Origin of the sequence: Aliifodinibius sp. S!AR15-10, from assembly GCF_031569985.1 — a bacterium.
Classification (GTDB): domain Bacteria; phylum Bacteroidota; class Rhodothermia; order Balneolales; family Balneolaceae; genus JAMQKA01.
The window spans coordinates 33,263-47,545 of the sequence record NZ_JAMQKA010000048.1; the positions used below are offsets into that span (position 1 = coordinate 33,263).

Consider the following 14,283-nt stretch of genomic DNA (forward strand, 5'->3'; position numbering starts at 1 on the left):
TGATGCAATACGCATAGAGATCGTATTGCTCAGAGTCTCTGTAATGAATTGATTCCTTCACGATGTCTGCGATCTTTTCTTGTCGCAACCAGGTAGGCCCGTTGTTCTCATTATCGAGTAACTTCTCATACTTCTGAAAAATTTTTCTTTGGATGTTCTTACGTAGCTCGGGTTGGCAACCCGAGTTACATTGCTTCAATTTATCTCTCTATTCCTGAAGATTAGCAATAACCTGTTCCGGCAAGGTTCCCTGCAAGCGGAACGTGATAAAATATTCAGCTCCCTCCGGCTGCCAGTGCGGCAAGTTGCGCCTGTAAAAATCCATAGCGTCTCTTTTTTTATCTAATTTTGATGAACTGTGTAACTCGAAGCGCTGCTTCGAGCATGTTTACAAACAACAAAAAATATGAGCTTTTCTAAAACCTCACGGAGCAGCGCTCCGTGTTACGTCAGCTCGTACGGATTTTCTTCAATAATGGCACCATCTTTCAGGTTGATGATACGGTTGCCGTAGGAGGCCATCTTTTCGGAGTGCGTAACCTGGATAATGGTAACTCCATCATCTTGATTGAGCTTTTGAAACAGCTCCATAATCTGCTCACTTTGCTCAGAGTGGAGGTTCCCGGTGGGCTCATCGGCCAGTATCAATTTGGGACTGCCTATAATGGCCCGCGCCACACCCACGACCTGCTGCTGCCCGCCGGAAAGCTGGGGCGGAAACAGGTCTTTCTTGGCTACGATGTTAAAGCGATCCAGCATGTCAGCCACCAGGCTTTTGCGCTGCTTGCTCTTCACTTTACGATAGAGCAGGGGCATCTCAATGTTTTCGTACACGGTCATCTCATCGATCAAGTGATAGGCCTGGAATACAAACCCGATATGCGACTTGTGATACTCCGACTTCTGTTTTTCACTAAGATCATGCACCGGGTCGTCATAAAAATGGTACTCGCCCTCCGAGGGATCATCCAAAAATCCGAGGATATTGAGCAGGGTGGTTTTGCCCGCACCGCTGGGTCCCATGATGGTGACAAACTCTCCCTCTTCGATATCCAGATCAATCCCTTTTAAAATGAAGGTTCGCTGAAATCGCTTGTCAACGTATTTGTCTATGTCTCTAAGTTTGATCATAAAGTGTTAAAGTGCTTATGTGTTAATGTATCCACCTCTTTAGCACACTTATTCCTTACATCAGCTGAGTGGGAGTTGTTCTCCCGAGCTTTTTCCGTCGTCTAAACGTTTTCTTTTAAATAGCATAATGCTGGGCAAGCATTTCTTTGATATCGCTCTTTGTGCCATCCCCGTGCGCTTTGCCACTATTCACTACGCAAACTATTTACCGGGTTTGTCATGGCTGCCTTCACCGATTGGTAACTTATCGTCAACCAAGCAACCATTATCGCTCCGCCACCCGCCAGCAGGAACGACGTGGGCGAAATATCCATCTGGTAGGCAAACCCCCGAAGCCACTGCTGCATCGCAATGTACGCGATTGGGATGGCAATGACGAATGCCAGCAGCACCAGCATCGTAAATCGCTTCGACAAATTCAGCACAATACTGCCAACACTCGCTCCCAGCACCTTGCGGATGCCGATCTCCTTGACGCGTTGTTGGGCCGTAAATGACGCAAGGCCAAACAGGCCGAGCGCCGCAATGATAATGGCCAGCAGCGAGAAGTAACCGAACACCTCGCCCAGTCGCTCTTCCGTAGCATACTGCTCGTCAAAGCTGTCGCCCACAAAGAAGTAGCTAAATGGGAATCCCGCGCGCCAATACGACCACTGTTCCTCCAGGTAGGCCAGCGTTTCTGCACGCATTCCATCCTTTATTTTTACCGATACGTTGTTGATACGGTCCTGTGGAATCAAGAATACGATGGGAGCAATAGACTGATGCAAAGATTCAAAGTTAAAATCCCTGACTACGCCAATTATTCGACCACTGCGACCTCCGTATTGAAACTGCTTGTCTAGCGCCTCTTCCGATGAGGACCAACCCACAGCCTGAACCGCCGATTCATTCAAGATGAACGCCTCGGCGGAGTCGCTTGCCAGTTCAAAATTAAAATCACGTCCCGCCACCAACTCAATGCCATAAGTATCCATAAAGTTATGGCTCACATGGATATCAGCGATACGGGTATTTATCTGCTGGAGCTCGCCGTTGACCTCGGCTGTTGTCCCTTGGGAGTCGAGCAGCCGACCGGAGGGCACCCGGCTGGAAAGCGAAACGTTAATGATTCCCGGCTGTTCAAGCATCTGTCTCCGGATATTCTCATAATTTGAGCGGATCTGCGGGCTGGACGGCAAAACCACAATATCATCCTGATTAAATCCCAGGTCTTTACTGCGCAAAAAATCAAGCTGGTTTTGCACCACAATCATGCATACGATCAGGGCGATGGAGATGGTGAATTGGGCTACCACCAGCACCGAACGGAACCGCTCATGAACGCCCGCTGCTTTAAATGAACCTTTGAGAACTGTAGCAGGCTGGAATGCCGAAAGAAAAAAAGCGGGATAGCTGCCTGCTACCATTCCCACAAAAAGAACGATGCCCAGCAGTCCCAACAGGTGACTCCAATTCTGGGTTAACTCCAGCGTCAACGGCTTATCCACAAAATTATTGAACCATGGAAGAATCAGCTCCACCAAAATGACGGCCCCGACCAGGGAAAGGAGGGCCAACAAAATCGATTCGCCCACAAACTGGCGCATCAACGCACCACGGTCGGCACCAACGGCTTTACGCAGGCCCACCTCAATGGCCCGTTTAGCCGATCGCGCCGTGGAAAGATTCATGAAATTAATACACGCGATGAGCAGGATAAAAAAGGCGATCGCGGTATAAATGTAGATATATTCGATATGGCCATTGGCTTCAATCTCGGAGTCGAGATGCGAGTACAGGTGGATGTCGGTAAGCGGCCAAAGATTAAGCTGGGTACCCTTTGAAGCGGAACCGGTTATGCCCTGGCTGCCCGGACTTAAATGCCGATCAATAAAGTCAGGCAACTGCGCCTGCAGCTGGTGGTGATCATAGCCCTCCGGTAGAAGCAGGTAAGTGGCAAAATTGTTACTTCCATAGTTCTGCATCATTGCTTCCACCCCGCCATAGTACTGTGTAACGGGCTCCATGGAAGCCAGAAAATCGAACTGGAAATGGGAGTTTTCCGGGATGTCTTTGAGCACACCGCGCACCTGGAACTGGAACACATTTCCCTCAAACTGGAACTCGATATTCTTGCCCATCGGATCTTCACTGCCAAAATACTTTTTGGCAGCACTTTGTGTAATAACCATACCATCAGGGTAGGTAAGCGCCGTCACCGGGTCGCCCTGGAGCATCTCCCAAGAAAACACTTCGAAAATGTCGGGATCGACAAAGAAAAATCGTTGTTCTACAAATGATTCGTCCTGGTAGGTCAGTAAGGGAGAAATCTGAAAAAAACGAACAGCCTCCTGAACAATGCCATCGAAATCTTCCTCCAGCAATGGAGCAAAAGGTGGTGCCACATGTCCCAAGTGCAGACTGGATTCTCCATCTTGATTGAACCACTGGCGCGAAACCCGCACGATGCGGTCAGATTTTTCGTGGTAAGTATCGTAGCTCAGCTCATATTGTATGAAGAGCAGGATCAGAATACATATTCCCATCCCCAGGGCCAACCCAAAGATATTGATAAATGAATACCCGGGATATTTTCGCAGGTTGCGTAAAGCAATTTTGAAATAATTTTTCAGCATATCTACCGGCTATTGGAATTGTTCTTTCAGGATCTTATAAAATATAATCCAACAACCGTACCAAACTCTTAATGAATCTTTAAAGTAACGTTGAGTGGTAATTTTTGATTGACCGATGTACGATTATAAACAGGTTATGTTCGATATCGAACAGGTGCAAGTGTTATAATTACAGTGTGTATTCAGGCCTGATACCCTTGTACACCTGCAAAAGACTTCCTCCCGGATTGGCATGCTCATTTTTTCAGTGATAAAATCCGCCGGTAGGCGGACAAGCGAACTGTCTGTGAAAAAGTCGCCGGCACTACTTCGCACAAGGCTTCGTACTACAAGCTGAGAAAAACCTGATCTGAAGGGCACTCCGTTTTCCTCCAAGGCCGGGGAATTAGGAATTGTTCGTCTGGCTTGTTGCCCTCTGTTAACCCACCTTTGTTTCCTCCCTAATAATCAGGGAGGAAGACACCTTGAATCCTAATGAAGCTTTTCCCAATAGTAAGAGCGTCACGGCAGGTTATGGTTGAGACACTCAGGTTTTATTTCTTGCATATAAACACTACCAACGCGTTTCTCACTGGTTCAAGTTTGTAACTTGTACCACCAACACATAGCTGATACAATGGCACAAGTTGCAAACTTGCGCCAGTTTAAAGATTATTTATCGACATAGGATGTCCATTTTTTAACGACAAAAAAATGGACGAAAAAAGTCGCCGGCACTACTACGCAAAAGGCTTCGTACCACAAGCTGAGGAAAACCTGACCTGAAGGGCACTCCGTTCCACTAAAAAAATCTCAGATTTTTTCTTTACGCTTCACTCCGTTTCCTTCCGGGCGGTCAGCTTTTCCAAGGCCGGGGAAATTAGCAAGTAAAGGATTAGAAAACATAGATTTGAAGCACCGGTTGTAAAACCGAAACATTTCTATTTGTAGATAGACTGGCTAACAACTCATAACAATTCAACAGCTCAACGTTTCAACATCTTAACACTTCAACAACTTTCGACCTTCGCCTTTTAAGAAACTCCCTAATTGGCCAGCAGATCCCTGTTTCGGTAGATAATCGATTTTGCGTGATCTTTTAGTTTTAGGGCCGCATCCATCAACATCGCTTCATTGGAGGGGAATGGTGCCGGGCGGCTGCCTATTTTCTTGCGCGTCTCTGCAGAAAGGGCCTCCTCGTTACCGGAAGCTAACGCAGAAAAATGCTCAAACACCGCTTCCACCGATAACTTTTCCGTTTTCACCAGCTGATTCGTTTGAAGATCGATATAATCAATAGACCCTCCCACCAAGGCGCTCTTCCGCTGAATGGATTCGGTTACATCCGCAGAAACGGTTACCATATTAGGCTCCCTAATATCATTACCCTCGGAATCCTTTTTAACATTTCCATTCTCGTCCAATACGTATTTCATTCCATCCTGAATCTCTTTTCGCTCGGTATACTTCCTGGTTTCGACCTGCTCTGGGGAAACTGCAATTTCCTGGATATCCAGTACAATATTATAATCGTAATAAATGGAAGAATCCGGGTAGGTCTCATATTGCAACCATTGGGAGTTAAGGTCGCCCAGACCAATTTTCCGCAGTTCCGTATCAAAATCTTCTGGCAGTACTTTGTCTGAATTATTCTCAATTCTCAGGAGCACAAAATTGGTTCCAAGATACTGTGCTTCCTCTAATCGCTGGTTAACGTCTTTGTAATCGGTGTAGATATTCTTTACTTCTTGGAATTCCCGGTATGCAAGTCGTGCACTCTGGCGATCTCCTCGGTCCAGGTACTCCATCCCCTGCTGATACATCGCTTCTGCCGCACTTCCCTTGGAATGGATGATCTCGTCGTCATAATCAACAAGGGTAAACTGGCTCCTCACGCTGGTTGGGAGTGAACGGATCACATCCTGCCTTTGCTCTAACTGTGAGTAGAGAAAATAGATCTCCAGCCAGTTCTCATCACGATTTTCAGCTTCCAGAAAGTCAATCCGCTCCTTGTCAAAGGTATTGGCCTGACCATATGCCTCCTGGAGCACATACAGTTCGTCAGAATCATTGGGATTTTTCCGTAATTTTTTGGCCGCCTTTTCTATCGCCTGGTCATAGCGACCCTTTTCAAGAAGTTTTTCGGAAGACGCGCACGCCGAAGTCCCAAAAAGCACAATTATAAACAGATAAGCTACTTTTTTCATAAAGATCAATTTTTACTGTAGATGGATATTGATAAAAAAGAACAAATTAGGACAAACTTACAACTTGGGTTGTTAAACTTTCTTGAGGATGATCAACTCGTCAATTGAAATTTAGGTAACTCGGAGGGACACAAAGGAGTCACAGAGAGCCACAGGGTTAGTGCAATGTTTGTTTGAGATACCTTTCATCGAAACTGGGCTTGTTTCTTTTAGGTTATTATCCAACGATCAGGAATTTTCCTTACTATATGGATCCAATGCATATAGTAATATGGATTCAATTAAGACGTAAGCTCAAGATGATTCAGATAGTTAGTGGAACTCATTACTCCGACCTCGGGGTTGAGGGGCACTCCCGACTAAAGGGCTTCACACCCTCGCAGCAGAGAGGAAAGATGTATTTGGTTAACAACTTCTGAGAGATTTCTCATCGGTAATTGTAATTCCCGGCCTGTAGAATTAAATAACCGCAGAGTACGCAGAGAAGGTGTAAAGAGTGAACAAGCTCCTAACAACCTTTTACGTGGACTTTGCGCTCTTTACGGTTAAAATTAAACGCGGAGATAGTGCCTAAACCTAAAATGACTTAGGTCAGCGTTTCTACGCTATGCACTCTGCTCCACGCGCTTTGCACTATTCACTCCGTAAACTTTCCACCGGATTCGCCAGCGCCGCCCGGATGCTTTGCCAGCTTACGGTTGCCAGGGCGATCAAAAAGGCTGCCGCCCCGGCGAGAAGGAAAGGCTCAAAGCCTATATCGATGCGATAGGCGTAACCTTGCAGCCACTTGTTAGCGGCATACCAGCCAATGGGAATAGCAATAACAAATCCCAGCATCACCAGTTGTATGAAATCTGAGGATAACAACTTGACGATGTTGCTGGCCGTAGCTCCCAGCACCTTACGGATTCCAATCTCCTTCGTTCTCTCTTGCGCCATAAACATAGCCAGTCCAAATAGTCCCAGGCAGGAGATAAAGATAGCCAGGAATGTAGCCAGCCGGGCAAGAGTGCCAACCAACATCTCACTCCGGTACTGCTGCTCGTACAAGGTATCCATAAAATGATACTCGAACGGCGAGGCAGGACTGAGTTGCTCCACAGCCCGCTCAAGTTCGGCCACGGCCTGTTGGGTTTGACCGGGTGCGGTGCGAACGACAATACCTTGAGCATTTTCCGGCATCGCCATAAGAATCAATGGCTTGATTTTTTCATGCAGGGAAGCGATATGAAAATCCTCAATAACCCCGATTATCGTGCCGGTTCCCAGCCAGAAATCAATTTGTTTGCCAACAGGTTCATCCATATCCATCAGTCTTGCAGCCGTTTCGTTGATGATGTAAGCTGCGCTGTCTGATGCCATTTCCGGCGAAAAATCTCTACCCTCTTTCAGGGAAATATTCATCGTTTCCAGGAAATCATATCCCACGGATAACGGTGCCACTTCCACCGTTTGACCGGCTGGCTTTCCGTCCCAGCTTAAATCACCAGATGACCCTTCAATGTTATGGGGATAATCGCTGACAAATGTTGCTGATACAATGCTTGATGATTGCAAAACAAGCTCCTTCAGCGTTTCCCTGCTGCCGTACAAATCACCAGAAAATGGGGACAGAATCAGGTTTTCTTTTTCATACCCGAGATTTTTTTGTTGAATGAATTGCACCTGTTGATACACAACCATTGTTGCTATCATCAGAATAATGGAGAGTGCGAACTGAAAAACAACCAAGATCTTTCTAAAACGTATATTCGCAGGTCCTAATTTCAGGCTCCCCTTTAGGGTATTAACCGGGTTTAGAGATGAAAGAAAGAACGCAGGATAGCTGCCTGCCAACAGTCCAGCTACAAGTGTTATACCGAGCAAGCTTACAAGCAGGGAAGGTTCCTGAAATGAAAGCTCCAGGCTTTTACCGGTCAGATTATTAAAGGATGGCTGTAATAATTCGAACAGCAGGAGGGCGACCAGCATAGACAAACCAGCCGTAACAACAGCTTCACCGATAAACTGGCCGGCCAGGTCGAACCGTCCGGCACCGCTTGTTTTTCGGATTCCCACTTCCCTGGCTCGCCGCGCCGATCGTGCAGTCGCCAGATTCATAAAGTTAATGCAGGCAATAATCAGTATGAACAACGCTATCGCCACGAACAGGTAAATAAACGTCATTCTCCCACCTACAGGCTGACCGTTCACATAATGATCGTAGAGATGCATGTTGGTTACCGGCTCTAAAAACAGGTGATGGGTCGACTCTTCTGCTGTCTGCTCTCCGATAAGATTCTCGATTTTTTGATCGACAACTCCTTTCTCGACTCCCGGCTTCAACTCCACAAATGTGAAGAATGAAAACACACCCCAGCGCTGCACCCACTCTTTCCCCTGCTCAAATTGTACCTGTGGAAGAATAAAGTCGAACTGAAGCGTGGAGTTGGCGGGAACATTCTCCATAACCCCCGTAACCTGGAAATCCTGGCCCTCCATTCGTACCACTTGCCCAATCGGATTTACTCCATGAAAATACCGCTCGGCAAAATCTCTTGAAATAACAATTCTGTTGGGACTGTTCAATGCCGCCTTGGTATCTCCCTGCAGCAGTGGAAACGTAAACATGTTCAGAAAATCCGGCTCTGCATTCATCCCCTTCTCTTTCCCAGTCTCGCCGTTCACCTCCACAAGCAACTCTCGCGGATAGGTAATTTTGGCAACGCTTTTAATTTCAGGAATCTCCTCCCGCAGCACATCGGCCAGGCGCGCCGGGGTTGTCTTCCAGACCTGGGTTACATCCCACCGCACCTCCGATATCACCCTGTGCAGGCGATCGCTTTTCTCATGAAAGCGGTCGAAGCTAAGTTCGTCCCACACCCACAGTGTAATAAACAGCACACAGACCATCCCCAGGGCCAGGCCCATGATATTAATAAACGTATATCCTTTGCTGCGGATTAAATTCCGCCAAGCGATTTTAAAGTAGTTTTTCAGCATAACAATGTGTTTAGGTGTTGACGTGTTAACTTCGCACTTCGGCACGTTAACACGTTTATCTCATTCACTTCTTAGACTTTCTACGGGGTTGGCCACTGCCGCACGAATCGACTGCCAACTGACCGTTGCCAATGCAATCAATAAAATGGCTCCGGTCGCCAAGAGAAATATACCCAGCCCTATTTCGATACGATACGCGAACCTTTGTAACCATTCATGTATCAGGTACCAGGTAATCGGAACAGCAATTACGGACGCTAATGACACCAGTTTTAGAAAATTCCAGGATAATAAACGGGTAATTCCTATAACGGAGGCCCCCAAAACCTTTCTGATGCTGATCTCTTTTTGGCGACGCTCAGCAGTAAAAATGGAGAGCCCTAATAATCCCATGCAAGAAATCAGAATCGCAAAACCGGCAAAATATTTTGAAAGAATCGATACCCGCTGTTCAGCCACATAGAGAGCCTGGTAATCTTCATCCAAAAAGGCATAGTCAAATGTCAGTCCCAGGTTATATTCGTTATAAAAATCCGCCAGTTGCTGAAGTGTTTCCTGCTCTTTACCCCCTTTTATTTTAACCAGGATATTCTCACCGGAGGGAGTCCATTGGAAAAACAACGGTTTTATCGGCTCATAAAGCGATTCAAAATGGAAATCCTTTACCACTCCAATAATTTGTTTTTCCTCCCCCCATAGGGTAACAACTTTCCCCACGGGATCTTTGATTCCCATTCGTTCAATAGCCGTTTCATTAAATATCACTTTTGAATCCTCCGTATTGAAATCTCTGGAGAATCCTCTCCCCTCCTTTAGCTCAATTCCAAGAGTTTCGATTACATCGTAACCAATCCCTAAACTTTCAAAATCAACCGTCTGATCCGGATCTTTCCCCTCCCAGCTAACAGCGCTTGTTCCGCTATGCAATCCCGTGAGAGTCCCATGCATATAGGATGCATCCGAGATTCCCGGAATTTTTCTGATTTCTGACAAGAAGCTATTCACATTATTGGTTAATTTTCCTTCGGCTGTAAAATGAATAACCTGATCTTTATCCAACCCGAGATTCCTGGATTGAATGAATTCCATTTGCTGATAACCCGCCAAAACCGAAACAATAAGTACAAAGGAAATAACAAACTGAAAAACCACCAGTCCTTTTCGTATTTGTCTTTCGGCTTTTGGATGTTGAATATTCCCGGACACAACACCTCCCTTCAAAATATTTGCCGGATTAAAACCTGAAAGATAGAGCGCCGGATAACTACCTGCGATCAGTCCGGTAATTGTTGTAATTGCTACTGCCGTAAATAAAAAATTAGTATTCCAAGGAAGAGTAAGTTGCTTGCCGGTAATTGCATTAAATTGCGGCATAAAAAGCTCTGCAAATAGCATAGCAAGTAAAAGAGACATAAAAGCCATCCATAAAGATTCTCCAAGATATTGGAGTATCAGTGTGCTTCGTCCTGCTCCCAATGCTTTTTTTACACCAATCTCTTTAAATCTGTGGGAGGCCTTCGCCGTGGCAAGATTCATAAAATTGATACAGGCTATAATCAGAATAAAAATACCGATTACTGTAAACAGCCGTATATACTCAATTCTGCCGCCGGCCAATACTCCATTTTCATATTTTCCATACAGATATCGATCAGAATACGGACGGGTAAATAATGTTATCGGAGATTCCTGAGATTTGGTCTGAACGAATTTTTCAATTTTCTGATCAAAGTTGTTGATATCCGTATTCTCTTTCAAAATTACATACGTACTTGGGCCGCTGCTGGTCCATTTTGAGAATTGCGGAAATTGATCCAGCAAATAATTGAAACTGAATACGATATCAAATTGAATGGTAGCATCTGCCGGAGGAAATTGAAAAACTCCCCCCACGGTGAATAAACCATGAACTCTTTCACCCTCCCAGTCTATGGTTTTACCAACAACTTCTGTGGACGATTGGAACAATTTAGTTGCCAATTCTTCTGAAATGGCTACTGCTGTGGGATCAGCTAAAACTGTACTGCCATTCCCTTCAAGTAGAGGATAAGAAAATACATTAAAGAATTCCCGACCGGCAAATTTTGAGTTTGCTTTTACATGAGTATCCCCAAAAGTTAATATCCCGTTAAACGTATAATCGGCCGGCGGAAAAACAGAAACAGATTGTTCTACTTCCGGCATTTCATTGGCCAAAGCATCTGCCAAACGGCCGGGAGTATCTTCTCCAGTATTGATCCCGTCAGGCTCAGCATAATTTTTCATAACCTGAAAAAGCTGATCGTCCTTCTCATTGAACTTGTCTACTTGGTATTCACTGTTGATCCAAAGATAAATTAATAATGAGCACGCAAGTCCAATGGAAAGCCCAAGGATATTGATGACAAAGAATCCCTTCCTTCTTCTAAAGCTTCGAAAAGTTATTTTGATGTAGTTTTTCAGCATAACAATGTGTTTAGGTGTTGAAGTGTTAACGTCGATATACACATTCACACGTTAACACCTAAACACGTTGATTATTCACTTTGTAAACTTTCTACCGGGTTTGCGAATGCGGCCTTTAGCGATCGATAACCGACAGTCAATACAGCCAATCCCAATGTTGCCAATAATGACACTATAAAGAACCAGGCACTCAGATCGATTTTATAAGCAAAATCCGTTAGCCAGCTGCTCATCAAAAAGTACGCGAGCGGCGCTGCCAGGATAAACGCCACTAAAATCAAAAGGGTAATTTCTTTTGAAAAAATCTGGATGATGTCGCTCGTCGCAGCACCCAGCACTTTGCGGATACCGATCTCTTTGGTCCTCGTAGAGGCCATGTACGAAATCAGGCCAAACAATCCCAGGCACCCGATAATAATGGCGATTACTGTAAACGCATTGACCAGCTGCACGCCTTTCTGCTCATCCTCATAAAACTCTCGCACGACATCATCAAGGAACTGATATTCAAACACATATTGTGGAAATGCGGCCGTCCAGGCCTCTTCGATTTGTTGCAACGCCTGGCTTGTATTTGCCGTGTTAATTCGAATCCCGGAGATTGAATAGCGATCATCAACAACCATTACAACCGGCTGGATCGGGGCATGTAGCGACTGTGTATTAAAATTTTTGACTATGCCTGTAATCGGAGCGCGATAAGACCAAAGTGCAATCTCTTTCCCTAACAATCGATGATATTCCTCACCGAATCCGCTGCTTTTGGCAAACGCCTCGTTAACCAGGAATTGCGTTACAGAATCACTGCCTGTCGGTCTTAAATTTTCGCCGGCCACTATTTCCAATTCATATGTTTTAGTAAAATGTTCATCTACAAATTTAATCTGGGTTTGTCCTTCCTGAATCTGATCGTCACTATACAACTCGTAACCACTCGACCATACATTTTGGGATGCCGTACCGGTATTCGAATAGGTGATCTCCAAAATGGAGGCCTGCTGCATCAACTGCTGGCGGAACTGCTCCCGGGTCGTCTCATCCGGCTCATGCACCGGCACTTCCACAACCGCCTCTTTGTTGAAACCCATATCTACCTGAGTGAAATAATCCATCTGATTCCACATCACGATCATGGAAATAATGAGCACCTGCGAGATGGCAAATTGGAATACCACCAAACCCTTTCGTAATGAGGCCCCTCGTCCATAACTGGCTCTTATCGTATTTCGTATGGCTTCGGTAGGACCGTATCCCGACAGAACAAAAGCAGGATACAAACCGGCGGTAAAGGTTACTGCAATCAATAATAATGTCAGAAAGATGAACAGATCACCAGCCAGCTTGCTGAGCGCTAGTTCATATCCTAAAAAAGATTCAACGAATCCCGAACTAAGCTCGACAAATAACAGCGAGCATAAAATGGCAATCAATGTTATGACGGCTGTTTCCACCAGAAAGTATGCGATCAACTGTAATCGCGTGCCGCCCAAAACTTTACGAACGCCCACTTCTTTTGACCGCTGCACGGCCACGGCCGTATTCAGATTGATAAAATTGATGCAGGCGGTCACCAACAGGAAAAGGCCAATCAATCCCAGGGCCCAAAGTCCAGCAGAAGTAACGACTCTGTGACTAAAATTCCCGTATTTATTCCCAAAATGAATTTCGCCTAAGGGCTGAAGAGAATATGACAGCTCTTCATCTGGTTCCTCAAGTCCGTATTTATCAACGAATCCGGGTAAGCCCGCTTCTATTGTCGCCGGTTGTGTACCCGGTTTTAGGGTGAAATAAACTTGCGTAGAGGAAGATACGCTTCCCCAATTGTCAACTGCCCACTCAGGTATTTCAAAATATGCCATCATACTAAACGGCAGATCGGTGTTCTCGGGAATCTTTCCGACAATCCCTGTTATTTCCATCTCCCTGGATCCGTCCAACACGATTGTTTTTCCCAGTGGATTTTGATTACCGAACAGGATATCTGCAACGGGTTTAGAAAGTACAATTGTACCGGGGCGATTCAACGCTGTTTGGGGATTGCCGTGCAGCCAATTCAGATCAAAAATATTAAAGTAATCCTGCCGGACAGCGCCATATTCTCCGGGGAGGTTGCCAATATTAAATTTTTGACGCCCGGTAGGAGTCTCAACCGCAATAACTGATGGTGTATTGTTGTTATCCACAACCGATAGATATTCGATGCCGGGAAATTCCACCCGCAATGCTTCCGGTAAGGGATAAGGAACGCCTTCCCCAAAAGAGGTCTCACCGAACCGGTTTTGCTCGTAAACCAGTCGATAGGTGTTGCCTGCATTCTGATGATAAGTATCAAAACTCAGATCAAACCGGATAATCATAAATATCAGCATCGCACATACAATGCCCAGCGATAACCCAGCAATATTTATCGCCGAATAGCTCTTGTTTTTGATCAGATTCCGGATGGCAATTTTGATGTAGTTTTTTAGCATAGGGTTCTCCGTACAGTCGAAGGTATAGTACCTAGTGTATAGCACATAGGGCATGGCGTCGAGCATTATTTCCGATTACGCCATACGCTCTACTCTGTCTACTTTATAATTGTTCAACAACCGTACCAAAAACAGAGAAGTTTTCTTTTTTAAAGGATAAAGACTTTCCCCGCAACATGCCTGTACGGAGGTCAACAGTGGTGTTCGGATATGAACAGCGAAATGTCCCTTTTTGTCTTGGAAAAAAGAGACGAAAAATTTTCTAAACTGGCGCAAGTTTGCAACTCGTGCCATTGAATCTCTCTTCTCATAATTGATGATTTAGGGGCCTTTGCAGAACCCCTTGTTTTGGGGATTTTTCCCAAAACCGATAGGTTTAATCGAACATCGCCAATTTTTAACTCAAATGGAATCTTTTTATGTCGGATAAGCGCCATCAGCTCAGTATTT

Annotated in this window: 7 protein-coding genes and 1 pseudogene; 1 reads left to right on the plus strand and 7 read right to left on the minus strand. The window is 45.3% G+C overall.

The features are described 5' to 3' along the window. Positions 1-444: 444 nt before the first annotated feature. The 3 genes from NC796_RS21400 to NC796_RS21410 form a co-directional block, all read right to left on the minus strand. Positions 445-1,131: an ABC transporter ATP-binding protein gene (locus NC796_RS21400; protein ID WP_310687595.1), complete on the minus strand. Its 687-nt coding sequence runs from the start codon at positions 1,129-1,131 to the stop codon at positions 445-447. A 185-nt stretch (positions 1,132-1,316) separates the two neighbouring features. After that, entirely contained in the window at positions 1,317-3,749 is a 2,433-nt protein-coding gene (locus NC796_RS21405; protein WP_310687597.1) for an ABC transporter permease, read from the minus strand. A 1,025-nt stretch (positions 3,750-4,774) separates the two neighbouring features. Next, positions 4,775-5,935, minus strand: a complete 1,161-nt coding sequence (locus NC796_RS21410) for a hypothetical protein (protein ID WP_310687599.1) — start codon at positions 5,933-5,935, stop codon at positions 4,775-4,777. A gap of 607 nt (positions 5,936-6,542) precedes the next feature. Between NC796_RS21410 and NC796_RS26890 the strand changes: the two are divergent. Then, positions 6,543-6,587 (plus strand): annotated as a pseudogene (locus tag NC796_RS26890) (hypothetical protein); the annotation flags it as partial. Here the strand turns inward: NC796_RS26890 and NC796_RS21415 are convergent. The 4 genes from NC796_RS21415 to NC796_RS21430 form a co-directional block, all read right to left on the minus strand. Next, positions 6,569-8,917, minus strand: coding sequence for an ABC transporter permease (locus NC796_RS21415; RefSeq protein ID WP_310687601.1), 2,349 nt, complete (start codon positions 8,915-8,917; stop codon positions 6,569-6,571). The pseudogene NC796_RS26890 and the gene NC796_RS21415 sit on opposite strands and share 19 nt — an antisense overlap. A gap of 60 nt (positions 8,918-8,977) precedes the next feature. Next, positions 8,978-11,362: an ABC transporter permease gene (locus NC796_RS21420; RefSeq protein WP_310687603.1), complete on the minus strand. Its 2,385-nt coding sequence runs from the start codon at positions 11,360-11,362 to the stop codon at positions 8,978-8,980. Between the two features lie 71 nt (positions 11,363-11,433). Further along, the gene (locus NC796_RS21425; protein WP_310687605.1) at positions 11,434-13,833 is read right to left on the minus strand and encodes an ABC transporter permease; all 2,400 of its coding nucleotides are present in this window, start codon (positions 13,831-13,833) and stop codon (positions 11,434-11,436) included. A gap of 191 nt (positions 13,834-14,024) precedes the next feature. Beyond that, positions 14,025-14,283, minus strand: a 259-nt coding sequence (locus NC796_RS21430; RefSeq protein ID WP_310687606.1) for a hypothetical protein, incomplete at its 5' end; no start/stop codon positions are given.